This window comes from Halomonas shantousis (genome assembly GCF_054654615.1).
In genome coordinates, this window is record NZ_BAAIER010000001.1 from 41,155 (window position 1) to 65,477 (window position 24,323).

The 24,323-nt window shown below is 60.5% G+C and carries 18 protein-coding genes and 1 pseudogene; 16 read left to right on the plus strand and 3 right to left on the minus strand.

The window, feature by feature from the left end; genetic code table 11:
- Positions 1-22: 22 nt before the first annotated feature.
- Positions 23-2,338: a bifunctional metallophosphatase/5'-nucleotidase gene (locus ACYQ12_RS00165; RefSeq protein ID WP_459865919.1), complete on the minus strand. Its 2,316-nt coding sequence runs from the start codon at positions 2,336-2,338 to the stop codon at positions 23-25.
- Positions 2,339-2,614: 276 nt separating this feature from the next.
- A complete protein-coding gene (locus tag ACYQ12_RS00170) occupies positions 2,615-4,234 on the minus strand; it encodes a Na+/H+ antiporter (RefSeq protein WP_459865922.1) in 1,620 nt (539 codons plus the stop codon).
- Positions 4,235-4,818: 584 nt separating this feature from the next.
- Between ACYQ12_RS00170 and nosR the strand changes: the two genes are divergently transcribed.
- From nosR to ACYQ12_RS00205, 7 genes are all read left to right on the plus strand, one after another.
- Positions 4,819-6,996 (plus strand): transcriptional regulator NosR, encoded by a 2,178-nt coding sequence (gene nosR, locus ACYQ12_RS00175; protein ID WP_459865925.1) that lies wholly within the window; start codon positions 4,819-4,821, stop codon positions 6,994-6,996.
- Positions 6,997-7,030: 34 nt separating this feature from the next.
- The gene (gene nosZ, locus ACYQ12_RS00180) at positions 7,031-8,938 is read left to right on the plus strand and encodes a TAT-dependent nitrous-oxide reductase (RefSeq protein ID WP_459865928.1); all 1,908 of its coding nucleotides are present in this window, start codon (positions 7,031-7,033) and stop codon (positions 8,936-8,938) included.
- A 65-nt stretch (positions 8,939-9,003) separates the two neighbouring features.
- Entirely contained in the window at positions 9,004-10,314 is a 1,311-nt protein-coding gene (locus ACYQ12_RS00185) for a nitrous oxide reductase family maturation protein NosD (protein WP_459865931.1), read from the plus strand.
- Positions 10,311-11,237 (plus strand): ABC transporter ATP-binding protein, encoded by a 927-nt coding sequence (locus ACYQ12_RS00190; protein ID WP_459865934.1) that lies wholly within the window; start codon positions 10,311-10,313, stop codon positions 11,235-11,237. Before ACYQ12_RS00185 ends, ACYQ12_RS00190 begins: the two co-directional genes overlap by 4 nt.
- The gene (locus tag ACYQ12_RS00195) at positions 11,237-12,064 is read left to right on the plus strand and encodes an ABC transporter permease (RefSeq protein ID WP_459866199.1); all 828 of its coding nucleotides are present in this window, start codon (positions 11,237-11,239) and stop codon (positions 12,062-12,064) included. The genes ACYQ12_RS00190 and ACYQ12_RS00195 overlap by 1 nt, the downstream gene beginning before the upstream one ends.
- A 20-nt stretch (positions 12,065-12,084) precedes the next feature.
- Positions 12,085-12,612: a nitrous oxide reductase accessory protein NosL gene (locus ACYQ12_RS00200; protein ID WP_459865937.1), complete on the plus strand. Its 528-nt coding sequence runs from the start codon at positions 12,085-12,087 to the stop codon at positions 12,610-12,612.
- 145 nt (positions 12,613-12,757) lie between these two features.
- Positions 12,758-13,918: a cytochrome P450 gene (locus ACYQ12_RS00205; RefSeq protein ID WP_459865940.1), complete on the plus strand. Its 1,161-nt coding sequence runs from the start codon at positions 12,758-12,760 to the stop codon at positions 13,916-13,918.
- Positions 13,919-14,003: 85 nt separating this feature from the next.
- On the opposite strand, the gene ACYQ12_RS00210 is transcribed toward ACYQ12_RS00205, so the two are convergent.
- Entirely contained in the window at positions 14,004-14,876 is an 873-nt protein-coding gene (locus ACYQ12_RS00210) for a LysR family transcriptional regulator (RefSeq protein ID WP_459865942.1), read from the minus strand.
- Between the two features lie 381 nt (positions 14,877-15,257).
- On the opposite strand from ACYQ12_RS00210, the gene ACYQ12_RS00215 reads away from it, so the two are divergent.
- From ACYQ12_RS00215 to ACYQ12_RS00255, 9 genes and pseudogenes are all read left to right on the plus strand, one after another.
- A complete protein-coding gene (locus ACYQ12_RS00215; protein WP_459865945.1) occupies positions 15,258-16,259 on the plus strand; it encodes an NAD(P)H-dependent flavin oxidoreductase in 1,002 nt (333 codons plus the stop codon).
- A gap of 283 nt (positions 16,260-16,542) precedes the next feature.
- On the plus strand, positions 16,543-17,727 hold the full coding sequence (gene hmpA, locus ACYQ12_RS00220) for an NO-inducible flavohemoprotein (protein WP_459865948.1): 1,185 nt from the start codon (positions 16,543-16,545) through the stop codon (positions 17,725-17,727).
- A 359-nt stretch (positions 17,728-18,086) separates the two neighbouring features.
- Positions 18,087-19,365 (plus strand): annotated as a pseudogene (locus ACYQ12_RS00225) (O-acetylhomoserine aminocarboxypropyltransferase/cysteine synthase family protein).
- A 137-nt stretch (positions 19,366-19,502) separates the two neighbouring features.
- Positions 19,503-19,718: a hypervirulence associated TUDOR domain-containing protein gene (locus ACYQ12_RS00230; protein WP_459865950.1), complete on the plus strand. Its 216-nt coding sequence runs from the start codon at positions 19,503-19,505 to the stop codon at positions 19,716-19,718.
- A 371-nt stretch (positions 19,719-20,089) separates the two neighbouring features.
- Complete coding sequence (gene norR, locus ACYQ12_RS00235; protein ID WP_459865953.1) at positions 20,090-21,610, plus strand: nitric oxide reductase transcriptional regulator NorR; 1,521 nt, start codon at positions 20,090-20,092, stop codon at positions 21,608-21,610.
- A 261-nt stretch (positions 21,611-21,871) separates the two neighbouring features.
- Complete coding sequence (ytfE, locus tag ACYQ12_RS00240) at positions 21,872-22,528, plus strand: iron-sulfur cluster repair protein YtfE (protein ID WP_459865956.1); 657 nt, start codon at positions 21,872-21,874, stop codon at positions 22,526-22,528.
- A gap of 108 nt (positions 22,529-22,636) precedes the next feature.
- A complete protein-coding gene (locus tag ACYQ12_RS00245; protein WP_459865960.1) occupies positions 22,637-23,830 on the plus strand; it encodes a methyl-accepting chemotaxis protein in 1,194 nt (397 codons plus the stop codon).
- A 12-nt stretch (positions 23,831-23,842) separates the two neighbouring features.
- Complete coding sequence (locus tag ACYQ12_RS00250; protein WP_459865963.1) at positions 23,843-24,103, plus strand: hypothetical protein; 261 nt, start codon at positions 23,843-23,845, stop codon at positions 24,101-24,103.
- The gene (locus tag ACYQ12_RS00255; protein WP_459865966.1) at positions 24,100-24,303 is read left to right on the plus strand and encodes a hypothetical protein; all 204 of its coding nucleotides are present in this window, start codon (positions 24,100-24,102) and stop codon (positions 24,301-24,303) included. The genes ACYQ12_RS00250 and ACYQ12_RS00255 overlap by 4 nt, the downstream gene beginning before the upstream one ends.
- The last annotated feature ends 20 nt before the right edge of the window (positions 24,304-24,323 follow it).

Below are 24,323 nucleotides of genomic sequence, written 5' to 3' on the forward strand. Positions count from 1 at the left end.
TTTCGGGACCTGCGTGATGCCATCAGGCCGCCAGTAGGCCGCCCTCCACCGGCGAAGTGTCGATACCGGTGAGCACGGTATCCTCGCGGTAGGCCAGGTTCTGGATACGCTCATCCTCGGCGACGGGCGTCTCTTCCATGCTGTAGGGCGTATCCATGTAGAACTCGCCGAGATATTCGGCGAAGGCGTCCTGCTCGGTGCCGGCCTGGGCGAAGGTGAAGTCGCCTTCCGCGAGTCCGGCATCGACGAGGTCGATCCGATCGACGCGTTCGGCGTTGTCGGCCACCACGTCACCGAGCGGATAGCCGTCGCCACCCTCGGCGAGAAAGCCCAGTGTCACCACGCGCACTTCACCGTCGGCATTGCCGGCCAGATCGCCGTCCTGTACCAGCACGTCGCTGATGTCGCCGTTCTCATCGAGAATCGCGGCACTCTGGATGCGCTCGCCGGCAGGCTGCTCCCAGTCGAAGCTGTAGCTGACGCCCGCGACCTGAGCGAACTGGCCCGGTGTCTGGCCTTCCTCCGAGGCCGCGACGGCATGTTCGAGCACGTCGACGAGTTCCGAGCGGGTCAGTGTCAGAAGCGACAGATCATTATTGAAGCGCAGAGCCGACCTGGCATCGAGCTGCGAGACTTCGCCGTCGGCGGGGGGCTCCAGGCTCGTGTCGCTGCCTACGGTCACCACCTGACCGATGGGCTCACGAATCCCGCCACCGTTCTTGAACGAGACCTGCACGCTGTCGTCGACCTGCTGGGCATACCACAGGTTGGCATCGGCACTCAGGTTGCCCAGATTGGTCTCCTCGGTGCGGACCTGCTCGCGCCGGCCATCCAGATAGACATCGGTCAGTCCCAGCACGTTGTTGTCTTGGTCTTGGACGAGATCGTCCACGGCGCCCACCAGCTCCTCGGCGATGGCGCCCTTGGTGCCGTCGGCAAACGCCGTCTCGCGATCGCCCCATAGCGCTTCGACCTGCTCGTCCGTCGAGGCGTAGACGCCGGAGCTCTGCGCATCGATGGAATCGGCGATCAGGCGTCCCTGCGCATCGAAGTCGACCGTCAGCTGGCCGACATAGCGCCAGCCGCCATCGGTGTTGACGATGGCCACATCATCCCCGGCGGCATCCTCGGTGAGGATGGGGTAGCCGGCGTAGGGCGCCTGCTGACCGGGCTGGAGCAGATCGCGGTCGATGTCCTCCTCGTCGGCGAGGAAGGTATCCGAGCCGCCGGCGATGATGATGTCGGCGCCGTCGAGCAGCGTGGCGAGTTCCTCCTCCAACTGGATCTGCTGGAGGTGCGAGGAGACGATGATCTTGTTGATGCCATCGCTCTCCATGGCATCGATCTGCGGCTGGATGAGGGCCGCCAGGGCCTGCATGTCGTTCTCGCCATCGCCTTCGACCGTGACGTCGCCGGGACTGGAGATGCTTTCCAGAACCTGGGTGGTGGCGCCGATCACCCCGATGCGTTCGCCGCCTTCCTCGATGACCGTCGACGGGGCGATCTTGGTCGCATCGACCTCGCCGTCGTCGCTGTAATCATCCACCAGTGCCTGCGGGGCGGTCTCGAAGGCCTCCGGGGCGAGCTGTGTCTGCTGCGTGGCCAGCGGTGCGAGGGTGCTGTCGCCGGAGAAGTTCAGGTTGCTGGAAATATAGGGGAACTGCGTGCCGGTCCAGGCGATGTCGGCCAGCGACTCGCCGTTGACTTCCGGGGCGAGCAGGCTTTCCAGCAGGCTGGTGCCCTGGTCGAACTCGTGGTTGCCGAACGTGACGGCCTGGGCGTCGAGCAGGTTGGCCAGGGTGATGTCGACGCGTCCCGTGCCGGCTTCCAGTCCGGGAAGGCTGCCTTCCTCGAGTCCGTAGAGCTGTTCGTTGGCACGCTGCAGGGCGGGCTGCAGTTCATCACTGCCGGCCGCCGACTGGTAGGGGCCGGACAGCAGCAGGTCGCCCGAGGAAATGAAGAGGGAGTTGTCCGACTGCTCTTCGAGATAGTCCGTGATGGCCACGAAATTGGGCGCATTGAGCAGATCGGTTCCACCCCCTTCCATATCGGAGGCGTGTAGCAATTGCAGGGTATAGGTCTCGGGTTCTTCCGGCGTATCGGGCTCGTCGTCGGGGGTGAGGGCGTCTTCCAGGCGTTCCAGGGCCTTCACGATGCCTTTGAAATATGCCTGGCCGGCTTCCAGCAGGGCGGGGAGAAAGTCGACGTCATGAAACAGATCCGCCAGGTCCAGGTCATGCGTGCCCAAATGCTTCTCGGTGAAGAAGGGCGCGCGGTGGGGCGTGAACGAGGATAGGCCGAAGGAATGCGGGATCGGGGAACCGAATGAACCGTACATGGGGGCTCCTTGTCTTGGCGACGGAAAACACGGTGAAGCGGACAATGCTCGGCCACGGTAGCACTCTCGGCATGACCGTTTGGGGGCGGTTGGGTAAGTAAACGGCACCATCGAGTAAGCGAACGCAGCGTCGGGAAACGCCAGGTAGCGCCGCTTGCGCATGAGAGGTGCAGGCTGGCCAGCAGCTTCGAATCCCTGATCGTACTGGCCGTATCAAGCGCGGCAGGAGTCGCCGTTCAGGCGTGAGCTCAGGGAGCTCCTCCCTTTCAGTGGCCGTTACTGCAAGGCCGATTCCTCGTAATCGAGTTCGCGAATCAATGTCTGCAGCATTTGCTCGTCGATGTGACGCCGTTTGCGCAACCGGTAGAGTTCCTTGCGCTGAACCTGAATCGCCTGCAGACGCAGGTTGGTTTCCAGTGCGTAGCGCTGACGGGCCTGCTCGGCCTGGCTGTCGCGATCCGTGACCATTGCCTGCAGTTCCTGACGATAGGAGTCAAGAATACGAGAGATGACCGTGCCCTTCAGTTCGGCATCGTCGCCAGTGTTCTTGCTCGCCCACTCTTCCAGCCAGCTGACGGCGGCCTGAGCAGCGGTCTGGCGGGCCTTGAGTAGCTCGCGCTCGTGCTCTTCCAGATCATTGAGCGAGAGGAACTTCATGAAATAGGGAATGCCCAGCGCGCCGATCAGCAGGGAAAGAATGATGACTGCGGCAGACAGGAAAATCATCAGATCACGGCCAGGGAACGGTACGCCATCGATGAGCAGAGGAACCGATAGAACACCGGCAAGAGTGATGGCGCCGCGCACGCCGGCCACCGAACTCAACGCGGTGATCAATAGCAACGGCTGGCTCTGGCTACCCCCGCCACGTAGCTTGAGTAGCCGGGCCTTGACCCAATGGTAGACGTAGATAAAGAAGAAGCGGATCGTCAATAGCACGGCCATGATCACGACGGCGTAGAGTATCAGGGTGCTCATTTCGTAGCTCTGGGTGCTGGAGGCTTCCCACACGCGCTCAATGATGCGCGGGAACTGCAGCCCGAGCAGCAGGAACACCACGCCGTTGAAGCTGAAGTCGAGCATCTCCCAGATGCTGCGGTTGAGGATGCGTGTGCTGGTCTTCACCGGTAGCATGTCGACCCGGCTCTGCACCATGCCCGCAGCCACGGCCGAAAGAATGCCCGACATGCCGGCATGTTCGGCTAGGAAGTAGGCCGCGAACGGCAGTAGCAAGATGGTGATCACATACGTCGCCGGGTCGTAGAGATTGCGCGAGGTCATCCACTGCTTCATCTTGCCAACCGTCCAGCTCAATCCTCCCCCGATCAGCAGCCCGCCCAGCGCTACCACCAGGAATTCGCCCGTCACGGAGAGCAGCGTGAAGCTGCCGGTGATCATGGCGGCGAGGGCAATCTTGAACGATACCAGGCCCGAGGCATCGTTCATCATCGCCTCGCCTTCCAGTTGATGCGACATGTGCCGTGGCAGGCGCCCTTGAGCAATGGCGATGACCGAAAGGGCGTCGGTGGGCGAAAGAATCGCGGCCAAGGCAAAGCTGGCCGCCAGCGGGATCGAGGGCAGCAGCCAGTGAATGAAGTAGCCGACCGCCACCACCGTGATCAGTACCAGCAGCAGCGACATGGCTGCGATCTGTCCGCCGTACTCGGTGAATTCCTTCTTGGGAATCTTCCACCCGTCGTAGAACAGCAGCGGCGGTATGAACAACATCATGAAGATCTCGGGATCGAGTTCGACTTCCATCCCGACCAGCGGTAGCGCGAGCATGCTGCCCAGCAGGATCTGCAGGATCGGGAGGGGCAGCGGGATGAGGTTGGCGAGGATACGACTGGCGCCGACGGCCAGGGTGAGCAAAAAGATGAGATTGAGTATTTCCATGCGAGGCGGGCCAGGTTCCTGTCGGCGATCGAAAGCGTGAAGTCATTTACTGCTATCGACCGAAGGACCACTTCTCTGCAGCGCTAACGGCAACCTTCTTTCCGTAACTTCGGTAGGACTTCACTTTGCGTGTGTGCCTCCATTCTTGCCGGTGTGCGCTGGCAAGGCACGCAGTTACCTCCAAATAACTCCCTTGGCAAAATCCTATATCTCTTAGGGAGTAAATGTCAGAAGCAAGGGCTTTCGAAACATCGCAGTAGCTTCCTCTTGAAACTACCTCGTTGGGAACGCTGAGACGTAGATGCCGGAATGCGGAAGGCAACGGCTTGACCTGCATCAAACATCTGCCGGATCCCTGTATTCGTTACGCCTTTAAGAAGACTCCAGGACGGGACACATCACACGTTGTGGCGGGCGTGGTCCTGGCGCTTGCGTGGGTAACGGTGAAGGCTTTGATCCGGGTCAAAAGATGTATTTTTCATATTCATTAACATGGCTACACACTCAGCAGCCCGAGCCGGATAGCCATGCGGACCCATCAGCCTCGAATGTTCAGTACCGTATGCTTGTGGAAACGTGGGCTCATGCTCCTGTTGGCCTTGATGGTCGGCATCTTTCAAGGGGTGCAGGCCAAGGATTACGGCGGGCTCGAGCAGCAGCGTATCGAGAAGATATTCCCCAGCGTCAGCTCGGTATCCGAACCCGAAGGCGAGTTCAAGATTCGCACCATTGCCGCTGGCGACGAAGTGCTCGGCTATGCCTTCCAGACATTGGATGTGGTCGATATTCCGGCCTACTCCGGCGAGCCGATCAATATCCAGGTGATTCTCGATACCGAAGGGGTCATTCAGGATTCCTATGTTCTTGAACATCACGAGCCGATCCTGCTGGTAGGTATTCCCGAAGAGGAACTCTACACCTTCAACGCCAAGTATCAGGGTATCGAGGCCGATCGGCGGGTCATCGTCGGCCACTCAAGCGATCCCAGCGCCGTCACGGTCGACGCTATTTCCGGGGCGACGGTGACGGCGATGGTGGTCAATGAAACGATCATGCGTGCCGCGCGTACCGTAGCCGCTTCTCTGGGGCTGATCGAAGAGATGGGCGGTACGGCACAAAAGCCGGCCACTGTGCGCGAGGATGTGTTCACGCCCGCCAGCTGGACTGAACTGACCGGCAATGGTGCTATCCGGCGTCTGCATCTGACCCACGGGGAGGTCGACAAGGCCTTCGAAGGAACCGAGGCGGAAGGCATCGACACGGCTACGGCCGATGAGATCGACGAGACCTTCATCGATCTGTATGTCACGCATCTCAATCCTCCTACCATCGGCCGCAATCTGCTCGGTGACGCTCAGTACCGCTTCCTGATGGAAGAGCTCGAGCCCGGCGAGCATGCCATCGCCGTGCTGGGCCGCGGCGAGTACTCCTTCAAGGGCTCGGGCTACGTACGCGGTGGGATCTTCGATCGAGTTCAACTGCGTCAGTTCGGCAACATCATCAGCTTTCGCGATCTCGACTATCAGCGTCTCTCCGATGTGTATGCCGAAGGCATGCCGGAATTCAGCGAGATGGCGATCTTCATCATTCGTGACCATTTCCAGTTCGACCCCGGCGCACCTTGGAGTCTGGAATTGCTGATACGCCGCAGAACCGGGCCTATCGACGGCATCTTCACCAGCTTCGAGCTGCCGTATCAATTGCCCGAAGCCTATCTCGAGCGCCCGCAGCCTAGCGCCGAGGAGTTGGCGGCCATGGAAGCGGCCAACCGTCCAGTGTGGCTCAACATCTGGTACCAGAAGAGCTTCCAGATCGGGGTGCTGGGTGTGGCGCTGGGTCTGCTCACGGTGATTCTGTTCCTGCAGGACACCCTCACGCGACATCCCAGGTTCCTGCACTGGCTGCGCCGCGGCTACCTGACCTTCACGGTGGTGTTCATCGGCTGGTACACCCTGGGGCAGCTGTCGGTGGTCAACGTGCTGACCTTCGTCCATGCACTGATGGAGGACTTCCGTTGGGAGCTGTTTTTGAGCGATCCGGTCATCTTCATGCTATGGACTTTCACCGCCGCCAGCCTGCTGCTCTGGGGACGAGGCATCTTCTGCGGCTGGCTGTGTCCGTTCGGCGCCTTGCAGGAGTTGATCAACGAGGCTGCACGCAAGCTGAAGGTGCCGCAGTACGAATTGCCCTTTGCCGTGCACGAGCGGCTGTGGGCGGTCAAGTACATCGTGCTGTTGGTGCTGTTCGGCATTTCATTGCAATCAATGTCTGCCGCCGAGCGCTTCGCCGAGGTCGAGCCGTTCAAGACGGCCATTACCCTGAAGTTCGATCGTCAGTGGTGGTTCGTGGCCTATGCCGTGGCCTTGCTGGCGATCAACCTGTTCACCCGCAAGGTGTATTGCCGCTATGTCTGCCCGCTGGGCGCAGCGCTGGCGGTACCCAGCAAGTTCCGTCTGTTCGACTGGCTCAAGCGACGCAAGGAGTGCGGTAACCCCTGCCAACTGTGCGCCAAGGAGTGCGAAATCCAGGCCATCCATCCCGATGGACGCATCAACGCCAACGAATGCCATTACTGCCTGGATTGCCAGATGACCTACCACAACGAGAACAAGTGCCCGCCATTGGTAATAAAGAACAAGAAACGCAAGAAGCGAGACAAACAGCCCCCGGTGCCCGCGGCGCCCGAGCTGATCCCCGCCGTGCAAATCATGGAACCCGATGCGATCGCCGCAGGGGCGAGACGTTCTGCATCGGTTGAGTGACCCCCTTAATATTTCGCCTCGAGGAGTAGCGTGCATGAGCGTCAAAGAAACGAAAGACAACGGAGAAGTTCTGGAGAAAGGGGGGCTTAGCCGGCGCAGCTTCCTGGGCGCGACTGCCATGAGCGGGGCGGCACTGGTGGGGGCCACGGCACTGGGCGGTACGGTGATGAGTCGTGAATCCTGGGCGGCGGCGGTCAAGGAATCACAGATGAAGGCCGTCGTCGAACCCGGTGAACTGGACGAGTACTACGGCTTCTGGAGTGGCGGGCATAGCGGCGAGGTTCGCGTGATGGGCGTTCCCTCGATGCGCGAATTGATGCGCATCCCGGTGTTCAACGTCGACTCGGCCACCGGCTGGGGGTTCACCAACGAGAGCAGGCATGTGCTGGGCGAGAGTGCCAAGTACCACAACGGCGATGCCCACCATCCGCACATCTCCATGACCGACGGCAAGTACGACGGCAAGTACCTGTTCATCAACGACAAGGCCAACAGCCGTGTGGCGCGCATTCGCCTGGATATCATGAAGTGCGACAAGATCGTCACCGTGCCCAACGTTCAGGCGATCCATGGGCTGCGGCTGCAGAAGGTACCGCATACCCAGTATGTGTTCTGCAATGCCGAGTTCGTGATTCCTCATCCCAACGACGGTAGCTCGTTCGATATGCAGGGGGAAAACAGCTACACCATGTTCAACGCCATCGACGCCGAGAGCATGGAAGTGGCCTTCCAGGTCATCGTCGACGGCAACCTCGACAATACCGATGCCGACTATACCGGCAAGTACGCGGCCTCCTCCTGCTACAACTCGGAGAAAGCGCTGGATCTGGCCGGCACCATGCGCAACGAGCGTGACTGGGTCGTGGTCTTCAATATTCCGCGCATCGAGGCGGCGATCAAGGCCGGCAAGTTCACCAACCTGGGCGATTCCCAGGTACCGGTGGTAGACGGCCGGGCGGGCTCGGAGCTGACCCGCTACATTCCGGTACCCAAGAACCCTCATGGCGTGAATACCTCGCCGGACGGCAAGTACTTCATCGCCAACGGCAAGCTGTCGCCGACCTGTACGATGATCGCCATCGACCGGCTCGACGACCTGTTTGCCGGCAAGCTCAAGGCGCCGCGGGATGTGGTGGCCGCCGAGCCGGAGCTGGGTCTCGGGCCGCTGCACACCACGTTCGATGGCCGCGGCAACGCCTACACCACGCTGTTCATCGACAGTCAGGTTGCCAAGTGGAACATGGCGGATGCGGTGCGGGCCTATCAGGGCGAGGACGTCAACTACATCCGCCAGAAACTCGACGTGCATTATCAGCCGGGCCACAACCACGCCTCGTTGACCGAGACCCGCGATGCCGACGGCAAGTGGCTGGTGGTGTTGAGCAAGTTCTCCAAGGACCGCTTCCTGCCGGTGGGGCCGCTGCATCCGGAAAATGACCAGTTGATCGATATCTCGGGTGACGAGATGAAACTGGTCCACGACGGTCCGGCCTTCGCCGAGCCGCATGACTGCATCCTGGTGCGCCGCGATCAGATCCATACCAAGAAGATCTGGGATCGCGAGGACCCCTTCTTCGCAGTGACCCGGGAGCGCGCCCAGCAGGACGGCATCAACCTGACGAGCGACAACAAGGTCATTCGCTATGGTAACAAGGTACGGGTCTACATGACCTCGGTGGCACCGGCCTACGGCATCAACGAGTTCACCGTCAAGCAGGGCGATGAGGTCACCGTGACCATCACCAATCTCGACCAGGTCGAGGACGTGACCCACGGCTTCTGTATGGTCAACCACGGGGTGAGCATGGAAATCAGCCCACAGCAGACATCTTCGGTGACTTTTGTCGCCGATAAGCCCGGGGTGCACTGGTATTACTGCAACTGGTTCTGTCATGCGCTGCATATGGAAATGCGTGGGCGGATGCTGGTCGAACCGGCCTAAGCCCCTTGCCGGACCCGGTATTCCCGGGTCCGGCAGTTCAGTCCGCAAGAACGTAGGTAAACGCAGTGCTTCGATTTCAGGTCACGTTACCCCTTCGTCTCGGTGCACTTCTGGCGCTGTTGTGGCTATCCGGCGCGGTACTGGCGTCGCCACGCCCGATTACCGAACTACCGCTTCAGGCTGAAGGGGACAATCGCTGGCGGTTGCCCGCCGGAGCCTACGTCGGTCAGTTCAGCGTGGATCAGCCGATGCAGATTCACTGCGAGCAAGGTGCGGTAATCCAGGCGCAAGGGCAGGGCAATGCGCTGACCATCACGGCAGCCGATGTGGAAATCACGGGGTGCACGATACGTGATTGGGGGCGTGATCTGACGGCACTGGACTCGGGCGTCTTCATCCAGCCTCAAGCCAGCGGTACGGTGCTGCGCAACAACCAACTCAAGGGACCGGGCTTCGGCATCTGGGTCGACAGTACGCGGGGCGTGACTCTGGTCGGCAACGAAATCGAGGGGGACTCGAGCATTCGCTCCCAGGATCGAGGCAACGGCATTCATCTCAATGCGGTGAGCGGTGCCCGGGTGATGGACAATCACGTTTGGCATACACGCGACGGTATCTACATCGAAACCTCCAACGGCAATCGTCTCGAACACAACGTTCTGGAGGAACTGCGCTATGGCGTGCACTACATGTTCTCTCACGATAACCGATTGATCGGCAATCTGACTCGTCACACCCGTACCGGCTATGCGCTGATGCAAAGCCGTAATCTGATGGTGATCGGCAATCGTTCCGAGCAGGATGAAAATTACGGCATCCTGATGAATTACATCACCTATTCCACGCTCAAGGACAATGTCGTGACCGGTGTCCTTCGCGCGACACCCGGGGGCGACGGCCAGATATCCGGAGCCGAGGGCAAGGCGCTGTTCATCTACAACTCGGTTTTCAACACCATTGAGCATAACCATTTCGAAGACAGCACCCTGGGTATCCATCTCACGGCAGGATCCGAGGACAACCGGATCTCAGACAATGCCTTCGTCGGCAACCAGCAGCAGGTCAAGTACGTTGCCGCCCGCACCCAGGAGTGGTCAGTCGAGGGCCGGGGCAACTACTGGAGCGATTATCTGGGGTGGGATCGCGATGACGATGGCTTGGGCGATCTGGCCTATACGCCCAATGACAACGTGGACCGTCTGCTGTGGAAGTACCCGCAGGTTCGTCTGTTGCTGAACAGCCCGGCAATCGAATTGCTGCGCTGGGTGCAGCGTGCCTTCCCGATCATGCAGTCGCCGGGCGTACAGGACAGCCATCCGCTGATGCAGCTGCCGACCGCGGATCTGCTCACCCAACCGCAGGGGCCTGCGTCATGAATGTCGTCGAACTCGAAGCCGTCTATCAGCACTACGCCAATCTAGCGGTTCTGCATGGCCTGGACTTGAGCCTCGGTGAAGGTGAGGTGCTGGGCCTGTTCGGCCACAACGGGGCGGGCAAGACCACCACCATGAAACTGATTCTCGGTCTACTGCAGGCCGACAGCGGCCGGGTCCGGGTACTCGGTCAACGGCCACAGGCCCCGCAAGTGCGACGTCAGCTCGGCTATCTGCCGGAAAATGTCACCTTCTATCCGCAGCTCAGCGGTCGTGAGACGCTAAGACATTTCGCCCGGCTCAAGGGCGCCGGTGTGGCGCAGGTGGATGAGTTGCTCGGCCAGGTCGGGCTGGATGGCGCTGCGGACCGGCGGGTCAAGACTTACTCCAAGGGCATGCGACAGCGACTGGGTCTGGCCCAGGCGCTGCTCGGCGCTCCCCGTCTGCTGCTGCTGGACGAACCGACCGTCGGGCTCGACCCCATCGCCACCGACGAGCTGTACCGGCTGATCGACCGCCTGCGCCAGCAGGGTACCAGCGTGATTCTCTGCTCCCATGTGCTGCCGGGCGTAGAGGCGCACATCAATCGTGCCGCGATTCTCGCTCGGGGTCGTCTGCTGGCTATCGGTAGCCTGGCTCACCTGAGAGCGGAAGCCGGCCTGCCGGCACGCATCCGGGCCTATGGCGTCCAGGGCAGCCACCTCTGGTTGCAGCGCTGGAACGTTGACGGCTGCGTGGCGAATCCGCGGGGAGGAACGGAGATCGAGGTGACCGTCACTAACGGCAACAAGCTGGCGCTGCTGAGAGAGCTGCTCGATAGCGGCGCACCGGAGGATATCGAGATGCACCAGCCCTCCTTGGAGGATCTCTACCGTTACTACATGGAACGGGCCCAGGAGCTAGAGACAGAGGAGGGCACCGCGTGATGAACCCGCTATGGCACATCGCCCGCAAGGAGTTCAACGACGGCTTGCGCAACCGTTGGCTGTTGGCCTGTAGCCTGCTGTTCGCGGTGCTGGCCGTGGGAATTGCCTGGTTCGGGGCAGCGGCTTCCGGCCAGGTGGGCTTTACGTCGATCCCCGCTACCGTCGCCAGCCTGGCCAGCCTGGCCACCTTTCTGATGCCTCTGATCGCGCTGCTGCTGGCCTACGATGCCGTTGTAGGTGAGGACGAGAGCGGTACCCTGCTGTTGCTGCTGGCTTATCCATTGGGGCGCGGGCAGCTACTGCTGGGCAAGTTCGTGGGGCATGGCCTGATTCTCGCTCTTGCTACGCTGATCGGTTTCGGCGCGGCGGTGCTGGCGATGGCCCTGCTGGTCGACGAGATCCAGTTGAACCTGCTGTTGTGGGCATTTGGACGCTTCGTGGCATCTTCCACTCTGCTGGGTTGGGTATTCCTGGCGTTGGCCTACGTGCTGAGCAGCACGGTTGCCGAAAAGTCCAGCGCTGCCGGGCTGGCGCTGGGCGTATGGTTCTGGTTCGTGTTGGTGTTCGATCTCGCCCTGCTGGCGCTGCTGGTCGTGAGCGAAGGACGCTTCAGTCCGGAGCTGCTGCCTTGGCTGCTGCTGCTCAATCCCACCGATATCTATCGCCTGATCAATCTGTCCGGCTTCGAGAACGGCAGCGCCTTGGGCGTGCTGACGCTGGGCCGCGATCTGCCACTGCCTGGAGAGGGATTATGGCTATGCCTGCTGCTCTGGGTGAGCGGTCCGTTGTTGTTGGCCTACTGGACGTTTCGTCGTCGGCAGGCGTGAGATCGTAATAGGAGTTCGCCATGAATAAACTGTCTGTCGGTGGGTTGCGTATCCTGAGCCTGTTGATAGTGATGGGGCTGGCAGCCTGTAATTCTTCCCAGGAAGAACGCCAGCCGAGTGGGCCAGTGGCTTTTCATGAGGATGATGAATGCCACGTATGCGGCATGATGATCGAAAGCTTTCCGGGGCCCAAGGGGCAAGCGATAGAAGGCGAAGAGGTGCGAAAATTCTGTTCGGTTGCGGAAATGCTCGGCTGGTGGTTACAGCCGGAGCACCGGACACGCAATGTGGCCCTTTATGTTCACGATATGGGCCGCAGTGACTGGAACGCCCCCGATGATCGTTATCTCATCGATGCTACCCAGGCCTATTACGTGGTGAGCCCGCAGCTCAAGGGGGCCATGGGCGTTGTTCTGGCCTCTTTTTCCGACGCTCAGGTGGCACGGCAGCTCGCCGACGAACAGGGAGGACGTGTGCTGCGCTTCGATGACATCGATCAGGCGTTACTGATGCAAACCGTCGACAGGCCGGATCACGTCGGTCATTGACCGGATGCCACCTCCCGCCTTTTGCCACATTACCTTGCCCTGATTTAAGTCAAGGCCTACTTGGTCTCGGTCTGGTCTGATGAGATCTCTACCCGCCTACACGTATCGGGTTTGGCATACCGGGCCCGATACCGGAAGGAGACCCATGAGCAAGCACTGTCCCCGCCAGGACTGGGATCCTCGCGCCGACGCCGTACTCGACGATCAGATCGCCGCCTATGACGCGATGCGCCAGCGTTGCCCGATCGCCTTCAGCGATTATCTGCAGTGGTCCCTGTTCCGCCATGACGACGTGCAACGCGTGCTGGAGGATCATACGACGTTCAGTAATGCTGCCAGTCGCCACCTCTCCGTTCCCAATGCCATGGACCCGCCGGAGCATGCCCGTTTCCGACGTTTGATCGAGCCCTACTTCGCCCCGGGACCCATGCGCGACTTCGAGCCTCTATGTCGCGACATTGCCGTCAGGCTTGTTGGTAGTCTGACGGAGGAGGATGAGGTCGAGATCATGAGCGCGCTTGGCCAGCCGTTTGCTCTTCGGGTGCAGTGCGCCTTCATGGGCTGGCCGGATACGTTGCACGTACCGTTGCAGGCTTGGGTGGAACGCCAGCAAGCAGCGACCCTGGCGGGTGATCGTGAGTTATTGGGCACACTGGCGCTGGAATTCGACGGGGTAATTCGTGGCCTGCTGAAGGAGCGGCGTCTGGCCGGCATGCAGGCGCCGGACGATGTCACTACCCGCCTGATGAACGAGCAGGTCGACGGACGCCCGCTGACCGACGATGAAGTGGTCAGCATCATCCGCAACTGGACGGTCGGTGAACTGGGTACCATTTCGGCCTGTGTAGGCATCCTGATGCACTATCTGGCCGAGCATGACGAGGTGCAAGCTCGATTGCGACGAAATCCCGAGCTGTTGCCTGCCGCTATCGACGAGATCCTGCGCATCGATGCTCCGTTGATGTCCAACCGGCGCGTCACCACTTGTCCGGTGCAGATCGGTGGCCAACGCATCGAGGCCGGACAACGTCTGACCCTGCTATGGGGCGCGGCCAACCGTGACGAGAGGGTATTCGGCGACCCGGATGAATTCCGGCTCGACCGTGATCCGAGCCTCAACCTGCTGTACGGCGCCGGAATTCACGTCTGCCCGGGGGCGCCCTTGGCGCGCATGGAACTGCAGTTGTTCATGCAGGCGCTGCTCGACCATACCCGCCAGCTCTCTACCGTGACGGACAAGCCAGCCGTACGGGCGCACTTTCCAGCGGGTGGATATTCGCAGACTTGGGCGCGGGTGGTACGTTGACCCATCCTTGGCAAGCGAGTCGTACAGTTTTCAATGAACAAGGACCATCGCTTGTATGGTTCCCCGAAACGATGTGACCGAATTTCTATCGGGAAACATGCAACGAGGATTCGGTAGTCTCCCAGACTTTCATGTCGACGGCCGTTTCTCGCAATATGGCGAAGGCCTGCTCCAGTAGGGCGCTGCTGCGCTCGCGGGAGTAGACCAGATAGACGGAGTAACCGAACTCGGGTGAATGCGGGACACGTTCCAGCAGTCCCTGCTGCAGGAAAGGCAGCGCCACTCGGGTGCGGAAATAGCCGCTTCCTCCTTGTTCCAGCAGGTACTCCAATGCCAGCGGCCCTAGATCGATGCTCAGACTGGCTCGGGTGTGGTGGGGCAGAGCAGTGTCGTGCTGATGACGGAAGGCTTCTCCCCAGTCGACATAAATATAGGGCTCGGGGGCGCTGGGGTTACGGATCATGATCAGCTTTTCCTCGAGCAATTGCTCGACTTGAATGCCCGGCCAGTAATCGGGTTGATGGACGAGGATGGCATCCAGCGCTCCTTGTTCGAGCCTTCTGTGAAGCGTCTGACGTTCCCCGACTTCCGCACGTACCGCTAGCGAGGCATTACATGGATGCAACTGTCTCAGCCAGCCCAGCAGAAGTGGATTCCACAGACTGATTTCCCCGCCCAGCGATAGCATTTCCTCGGTTCCTTCGGGTAAGGGTAGCTCGCGGCGAGCCGCCTCCCAGGTATTGACCAGTTGGCTGGCGTGACCGGCAAAGCGCTGGCCGTTGCCGGTCAACCGAGCACCGCTCCGGTTGCGGACAAACAGCCGGCAGCCCAACTGGGCTTCCAGGTTATGGATGCGCGCCGTGACGGTGGTCTGAGTGACGTGCAGCCGCTCAGCTGCAGCGATGAAACTCCCCGTACGTACGATTTCCAAGAAGGTACGGGCCAGGTCGATATCCAAGAAGACCGCCTTATAACAAAAATAATGATATTAAATCCTAATATACTTCATTAATTTGCATAAGCACGGCTCGGTATACTTTATTCGTCGCTCGAGCAGATGAGGTTTCCGATGACGACCCGTCTGGCTCCCCTCGCCGTGCAGGACAACATGGTCGCGGCTGTGCAGCTACTCCGTACTGTCGATTTTCAGCAGGCCCAATGGCTGGACGCCGACCTGGCCGAATGTCCTCTTCGGGCCCGATGGCAGCCGCCACCAACAGGCACTGAGCGGCAATAGTGAAGCGCTGACCCCACACCATTGATCGAACAGGAGCCAAGCCATGTCCGGCTACCACTCTATTCGAAGCATGACCATATCGTACGAACGAACCGGTTGGGCATGACAGTGGTAGGCCTACCTGACGCTCTGCGGACGCCGCTGCTGAAAAGTCTGGGTTGTAGTGTGCCTATCCTGCTGGCCGGGATGGGCGGCGTCTCCCGGCACCGACTGGCGGTGGCGGTCGCCCGTGCTGGCGGTTTCGGGGTGCTGGGCCTGGTGCGTGAGCCCGTCGAGCGCATCCGCGCCGAGGTGACGGCACTCCAAGCCCAGTGGGAGGGCCGATTCGCCGTCAATCTGATCCCTGCCGCCACGGAGCGGGCTCTACTGAAGGCTCAGGTGAGCGAGTGCCTCTCGCTGGGCGTGCCTACCATGGTGCTGTTCTGGGAAGTGGACCAGCCGCTGGTGCGTCATCTCAAGGAAGAGGGGGTACAGGTCATTCATCAGATAGGCAGCCGCCATGATGCTGAGCGGGCGCTGGCTGCCGGGGCCGATGTACTGATCGTTCAGGGGCACGAGGCCGGTGGGCACGTACGCGGTACCACCGGCACCTTCACGTTGCTTTCCCAACTGGCCGCCGACAGCCCCGTACCGCTGGTTGCATCCGGCGGCGTCGGTTCGGGGCAGGCGCTAGTCGCTTCCCTGGCGCTGGGCGCTCAGGGTGTCAGCCTGGGCACCGCACTGCTGGCCACCCACGAAGCCAACGCCCACGACCATCACAAGCAGCGTGTGGTTCAGGCCGGGGCCGATGAAACCTGCTACACGACACGCTTTCGGCGCAACTGGCACGAGCCGGCGCCGGTACGCGTATTACGCAACGCGGTGCTTGAGGGCAAGTATGCCAGCGCCCATCCGGACACGATAATCGGCGAGCAGGATGGTCAGCCCGTGTACCTGTTCTCCACCGATTCACCGCTGTCGGATGCCACCGGTCAGATCGATGATATGGCACTTTATTGCGGTCAGTCCTGTAGCCAGGTGAACGCCTTGTGCAGTACCGAGGCACGAATCGGGCAGATCCTCGAAGAGGCCTGCCTGTGCTTGGGCCAACTGGGGAGTGAGTGACATGATGAACACATTGCAACCTCCTGGCGGAGTCGCTGCGATGGTCGCCGTTACCGGTGTCGCCGGAACTGCATGTGCTGGGTTGGCGCTGTGTCCTGATGCTGGTTATCGCCGTGCTGGTCACTAGCCTGGCCCGGTATCGCCATTATCTCCGGCACTGATGGTAACCAGTTAACCAGTGAAACATGGTTGTCCAACGATTCAACAAATTGCATTTTTCTCATCTCGTCAGGGATATCCATGCACACCCTGTCAGAGTGTATCCATCGACTCAGGAACTTCTATGCGCGAACTTAACGAGAAGCAACTTCAGGTCATCGAAGCCACGGCGCCTGTCGTTGCTGAACATGCCGAGACCATCGCCAGTACCTTCTACCCGCTAATGTTTGAGCGCTACCCCGAGGTACGCTCCATGTTCAACATGCGCCATCAGGAAACCGGCGCTCAGCCACGGGCGTTGGCTAGAGCGGTCGTTTCCTATGCGCTGAATCGCCACGATCCGCAGGCAATGGAAGCGCTTACGGCGCCGATCATCAACAAGCACGTTGCCATCAACCTGCAGCCCGACCAGTATCCCATTGTCGGCGAGTGCCTGATGGAAGCCATCGGACGCGTACTGGGCGATGCAGTCACGCCCGAAGTCGCCGATGCCTGGGGTGGGCTGTACTGGGAATTCGCCGATCGCCTGATCAATGCCGAGGAGTCCAGCTATCAGCGCCTGGAAAAGGAGCCGGGGGGCTGGCGCGGTGAACGGGATTTCAAGTTGGTCGACCGGGTTCAGGAGAGCAGCGAGATCGTCTCGTTCTACTTCAAGCCCAGCGACGGCCAGCCGATCTCGAGCTTCCGTCCGGGCCAGTACATCGGAATTGTCCTGGATATCGACGGTCAGCGTACCCTGCGCCAGTACAGCCTGACTTCCAAGCCGGGCGAAGATCACTATCGAATCTCGGTGAAGCGTGAAGCCGAAGGTGCCGCCAGTCGCTTCCTGCATGATCGGGTGCAGGTAGGCGATCACGTCAAGCTGTTGCCGCCCGTGGGCGAATTGATTCTCGACGACCGCGATGCACCGGTATTTCTGGTCAGCGCCGGAGTAGGGCAGACGCCCATGCTGTCACTGGTGGAGCAGGCTTTGGACGAAGGGCGCCGGGTCGTCTACCTACATGGCGCTCGTCATCACGAGGTACATGCATTCCGCGAACATATCGAGTCGCTGGTCGCACGTCATGGCGATGCCCTGACCTATCGCTTCTTCTACAGCGAGCCGACCTCCGAGGAGACGCAGCAGTACAAGGGCTTGATCGATCGCGATCTGCTTACCAAGTACCTGCCCGATGGCCAGGTTCCGAGTTGCTACTTCATTGGTCCGCTGCCGTTCATGCGCGACATGGACAAGGCGCTGGAGGCTCTCGGTGTACCCGAGGAGCATCGTCACTACGAACACTTCGGGCCGAGTGCTGCGTTGCACTGAGGAGGTATTCTCCGTTACTGGCCCCAGTTGCAGAGTCTGGGGCCACCTTGCCTCACCTTAGCCAGACATGGGCAGGTGACTAGCCATTAGCATAAGACATGTTAAGTGTTATGCGAGCAATTAACGTAACTAGCCACTTTATCAAGAATGAGTGATGCATGTGGCCGTCAAGCGCTAACTGGTAGGTTAGTCGTTTGTGCTCACATATAATGTGTTGATGCTTCTTTTTCCTCTCCTTAATGGTGAGATGATTTTAGACGTAATCCGGGAGCCCGGTACTACGTTGCAGAGTGGCTGGGTCTGAATTCGATCGATTACTGAGGCAGAATCTCACTGTAGCCATTTAGCGAATAGGATCCATGAGGCCAGAAACTATCGCTCTTCATCATGGTTACGCTCCTGATAATCAGCATGCCGTGGCCATCCCCATTCATCAAACGACTTCTTTCTCCTTCGATAGTGCGCAACACGCCGCAGATCTGTTTGATCTCAAGGAGGAGGGAAACATTTATTCGCGCATCATGAATCCAACGTGTGCCGTGCTTGAGCAGCGTGTCGCTGCCCTTGAAGGTGGCATTGCCGGGTTGGCAGTGGCATCGGGCATGGCTGCTGTCACTTATGCGATTCAGACAATTGCCGAGGTTGGAGACAATATCGTTTCCATCAGCGAACTTTATGGCGGAACCTATAACCTTTTTGCTCATACCCTGCCACGCCAGGGTATCCGGGTGCGTTTTGCCGATAAAGACGACCTGAACGGCATCGAAGCAGCGATCGACGAGCGCACCAAGGCAGTTTACTGCGAGAGCATCGGAAATCCTTCTGGCAGTATCGTAGATGTGGCAAGCCTGGCGGAGATTGCGCATCGTCATGGCGTACCTTTGATCGTCGACAACACGGTAGCAACGCCCTTTCTGTGGCGCCCGATAGAACATGGTGCAGACATCGTTATCCATTCTGCCACCAAGTATATCGGCGGACATGGCACGACCATCGGCGGCATCATTGTTGATTCAGGGAAATTTCCTTGGGCTGAACATCCTCAACGCTTCGCGCTGCTCAATGAGCCTGATGATTCCTATCATGGCATAAGCTACGTCCGTGACGTTGGAGAAGCCGCTTTTATTGCCCGGGACCGCGTCGCGTCGTACCGTTACGAAACATGGGAGCAGCGCTTTCCGCCCAGGCTGCCTGGAATCTGCTGCAAGGCTTGGAGACGCTGTCGCTGCGCATTGAGCGGATATGTGATAACGCCCCAAGGTGGCAGAATACTTGGCGGCACACCCACAGGTTACATGGGTGCAGTACGCCGCTCTAAAGGAACATAAGGATCACGCTCTGGCCAAGCGTTACCTGGGTGGACGGGCCTCCGGCATCTTGAGCTTTGGCATACAAGGCGGGCGCGAGGCCGGAGCCAGATTCTACGATGCGCTGCAGCTAATACTGCGTTTGGTGAATATCGGTGACGCCAAGACATGTTCGGCGATTCCAGCCGCAACCACGCATCGCCAACTCAGTGATGAAGAACTCGCAGCCGCCGGGGTGACTGACGATATGGTTCGCCTTTCGATCGGCATCGAACATATCGATGACTTGATTGCTGACCTCGACCAAGCGTTGGCGAGAGCTCAGGGCTGATATGTTGCTTTGCCCTGGCATGGGCCGCCACTGAAGGATATATGCCTGCAGTGACGGTATCGAGTGCTGCTCGCCGATGGCCTGAAACGTGTGACGTACATCGCAAACCCAAAGAAGCATTTAACCAGGAGGCGCAAGTGGCTAAACGTTTCAAGGTAGGGGACCACGTAAGCTGGAATTCCGAGGCCGGGCACGTCAGTGGCCGGATCATTGAGGTCCATACCCAGGATACTGAGTACAAGGGGCATAGGCGCCGAGCCAGCGAGGATGAGCCACAATACGCCATCAAGAGCGACAAGACGGATCACGTGGCCATGCACAAGGACTCGGCGTTGACAAAGATCGACGAGTAACGGCGCCTCGCGGGCAGATCATCATCGCGTTCGACCATGTTCGGGCCTATTCGGCCTCAGCGAGCGAGGTGGGGGGTAACTCATTCGATAGCGCCAATTCTGACGTGACCTTTTCGAAGAGTACGTTGTTCTCCAGATGGATATGCTGCATCTCCTCACGGAATGCGCGCAGGCCGGCATAGAGGGCGCGCCAAGTCGTGTAGGCCCCCTTGGGTGCCTGTATATCCGGCATGCCAACTTTTAAGTGGTTGATTGGCTGTGGTTATTGTTGATTGAGGTCAATTCTACCCGGCTTGGGAGCGGTAATAATGACCTGGTCACGGTAGCTTTTACCCGTTCCGCTTCCGCACTGTCTCGCCAGGGGCCCTGCCATGCTCGAAGACGTCATGCTTGCCGACCTCACCGCCGAACTACCCAGTGCAGTGCGCCTACAACGGCTGGTCAGAACCCTGCGTGAATATTTTCGCTGCGGCGCGGTGGGGCTGCTGCGTCTCGACGATGATGCGCTGTGTCCGGTAGCGGTCGACGGTCTGACGCGCGAGGCGCTGGGGCGACGCTTCGTGATCGCTCAGCATCCGCGCCTGGCAGCGATCCTCGCCCAACGCGAGACGGTGGCCTTTCCGCCCGACTCGACCCTGCCCGACCCCTACGACGGTCTGGTCGATAACCAGATCGGCGAACCCTTGCCGGTGCATGACTGCATGGGCATCAGCCTGCATGTCGAGGGCAACCTGTGGGGAGCGTTGACCCTGGATGCACTTACCCCGGGCACCTTCGATGGGCGTGCCCAGGATGACCTGCAGCGTTTCACCCTGCTGGCCGAGGCCGCCGTGCGCATGACCCGCCTGGAGCAGGACGTGCGTCGCCTGCGCCTGTCGCGAAGCGATGCTGGCCAGGACGTCACTGAACGTCAGGAGGGGGAGATCATTGGGCAGAGTTCGATCCTCCGTCGGCTACTGGACGAGCTCGAGGTGGTGGGGGATTCTGAGCTGCCGGTGCTGTTCACGGGGGAGACCGGTGTGGGCAAGGAGCTGTTCGCACGCCACCTGCACCAGCGTTCACGGCGTCGGCGACGCCCGATGATTCAGGTCAATTGCGCCGCATTGCCGGAATCGCTGGCCGAAAGCGAGTTGTTCGGCCATGTGAAGGGCGCCTTCTCGGGAGCGGGGAATGCCCGCGCCGGGCGCTTCGAAGCGGCAGACGGCGGTACGCTGTTTCTCGACGAGGTCGGCGAATTGCCGCTGGCCATCCAGGCCAAGTTGTTGCGTACCTTGCAAAATGGCGAGATCCAGCGCCTGGGTGAGGACGAACCGCGCCACGTCGATGTGCGGGTGATCGCCGCCACCAACCGTAACCTGCAAGACAGTGTGCGCGCCGGTCACTTTCGTGCCGATCTCTATCATCGACTCTCGGTCTATCCGGTGCCGATTCCGCCACTGCGTGAGCGGGGCAGCGACGTGCTGGTGCTGGCCGGGCATTTCCTCGAGCTCAACCGGGCCCGCCTGGGGGTACGCAGTCTGCGTCTGTCGCCGTCCGCCGAGGATGCGCTGAGTGGTTACGACTGGCCGGGCAACGTGCGTGAACTTGAACACGTCATCAGCCGTGCGGCAATCAAGGCGCTCAGCCAGGGCGCGCGTCGTGAGGATATCATTACCCTGGAACCTGGGCTGCTCGACCTGCCGCTGGTCACGGCCTCGGCCCCGAGTGTGACGGTAGCACCGTCCCCTGACGCCCCGGTGGAAGCGTTGCACGACAGCGTGGCGCGCAGCCAGCGACAAGCCATACACCATGCCCTCGAACGTGCCGACGGAAACTGGTCGGCGGCGGCGCGTCTGCTCGAGGTCGACTCCAGCAATCTGCACAAGCTGGCGCGCCGGTTAGGTATCAAGTAGCGGGCGAGCAGGGCGCGATGGGTATCGTTAACTACCGGCCCGCCGGGCCACCGGCACCCGTTCGAAATGCGCCGCGCGCCGCGATGCCCGCAGAGTCTGGCTGAGTATGGTGATATCTACCCTTTCAAGGTTCTATATACCCTGAGCGTGCAGGGTATTTTTCACCGTAAAGCTGCGCAAACCCCTCAAGACGGGCGCTCGAGAACTGGCACGCCACTTGCTAAATGAAAGTATCTCTCACCTCAGCGGGGATTTACTGTCATGAACCTGATCGAACAGACCGTCGGCCGCACCGCCCTGACCCTACCCGGCGCCACGCGAGTATTCCGCGACCACAACATAGACTTCTGCTGTGGCGGGCGCATCAGTCTGCGCGAGGCTGCCGAGCACGCCAATCTGGCCCCCGAGACGCTTGTGGCGGAGCTCGAGGCGCTGCCCCAGGGCATGAGCGACGCGCACGACTGGGCATCGGCCAGCAACGCCGAGCTGATCGACCATATCCTGACTCGCTACCATGACGTCCACCGCCAGCAGTTACCCGAGCTGGTGCGCATGGCGCAGCGCGTCGAGCAGGTCCACGGCGAGCGCAACACCTGTCCGACCGGCCTGGCCAGGCTGCTCATCACCCTCTACCAGGCGCTTGAGAGCCATATGCAGAAAGAGGAGCAGATTCTCTTCCCCATGCTGCGTCAAGGTGTGGGCGCCCAGGCCCAGGGGCCTATCGCCATCATGCGTCACGAGCATGACGATCATGGCGAGAGCCTGGGGCAGTTGATGGCGCTGACCGACGACATCACCCCGCCCAAGGGCGCCTGCACGACCTGGCGCGCCCTGTATGCCGGGTTACGCGAGTTCCGCGAAGACCTGATGCAGCACATCCACCTGGAGAATAACGTGCTCTTCGAACGTGTGGGCTGAGACCACGACCACAAGAACCGGCAGGCCACACCTGGCCTGCCGCAGGACGCCGTCCATCCCCCGGTACGGTCGGCGTCAAGCCCCTCCCTCTGAATGACTGGAGCTCTCATGCGCTTCTGGAAACGCAAGGCCATTGCCTCACACTCCAATCCGCCCCAGGAGGTCGCCGCCACCCTCGCCGAACGCGACCGACTGCAGGCGCGAATCGCTCAGCTCGAGGACGAGCAGCGCGTCCATCGACACCTGTTCACCAATCTCACCGGCTTCGGCGACTCCGTGGTCGCCCTGCGCGAATCCTTCACCGAACTCTCCGAATTGCTGGTGAGCAATCGCAACGTCACTGACTTCACTGCAAGCGAGTCCCTGCGCAGCCAGGACGCCCTCAACACCATGGTAGCGGAGCTTCGCGCCCTCAATCAGCGCATCGGGCTGGCCGCCGAACAGGTCACTTCGCTGCGCGACGATGCCGGTCGTATCGGCAGCTTCGTGGGGGTCATCGAGGAGATTTCGCTGCAGACCACGCTACTCGCCTTCAATGCCAGCATCGAGGCGGCACGGGCCGGTGACGCTGGTCGCGGCTTCGCCGTCGTGGCTACCGAGGTACGCGAGCTGGCTTCGCGCACCACGACTGCCACCAACGAGATCGGCGGGCTCAATGGCAGCATTCTCAGCCAGGCCGACCAGGTGGACGGGACAATGGAGGACAATGCGTGCAAGGCCGAGCGGCTGAGTAGCGAGGCGAGCCAAGTGATGACGCGCACCGAACAGCTGCTGACCCTGACCGGCGAGAGCAGCCAGGCGCTTTCCTTCTCCGCCATGCTAAGCGAGGTGGAACTCGCCAATCTGGAGGAGCTGGAGATCAAGCTCGAGGTCTACCGTATCTTCATGGGGTTGTCGAAAACCCGGGCCGAGGAACTCCCCGATGAGACCCAGTGTGCCCTGGGCCGCTGGTACTATGCCGGGACCGGTAGCCAACAATTCTATAGCGATAAGGATTTTCAGGCGCTGGAGGGACCGCATATCGAGGTACACCGCCAGGCCATCGAGGCGGTGCGTTGCTACGAAGAAGGCCACATCGACGAGGCCATGAGTGCCTTGGCGAAGATGGAATCCGCCAATCTGAATGTGATGAAGCGCCTGCGCTACATCATGCGCAAGTATCGGCCGAATACACACCAGGCCAGCCTGGGCGCGTTCGATCAGTCGACGGGTAGCCTCACCCACGCCCCGCTTCCTGCAACGACGACTCGGGTAACCGGTAATTCGAACGCAGGAATCGGCGAAGTTGCCGCGCAATACTGACAGGAGGCGCTCATGTTCATCTCCGCTCTCGAACGGCTGCAAGAAGACCACCGCGGATACGACGGTCTGTTGTGTCTCCTCGACCGTCAACTTCCCGGGGCCCGACGTGGCGACATGCCCAGCATCGTCCTGCTGCGCGATATCCTTGGCTACATGACCCGGCACGCCGAGCGTACGCACCATGCCTTCGAACAACGTCCGTATGAGTGCCCCGGTTGGGAGCCGGCCATGGGATCACTGTCCTCGGTTTACCAAGCAGGAGTCACCGCATGAAAAGCCGCGAAACTGTCCCGTCAGTCCCCGTCGCCGAATCACTCCCTATCGTCGAGTCACTGCGCTGGCCGGATGAGGATGAACGCCTCACGATCGGGTCGGTGGAAGGAGCCGGGGAGTTCTCCTGTGCCTGCCATTTCTCGGATATGGGCATGCAGGCATCCCTGGCCAGGGAACTCTACTCGTTGGTTTTGAAGTAGTGCGTTGGTTTTGAAATAGT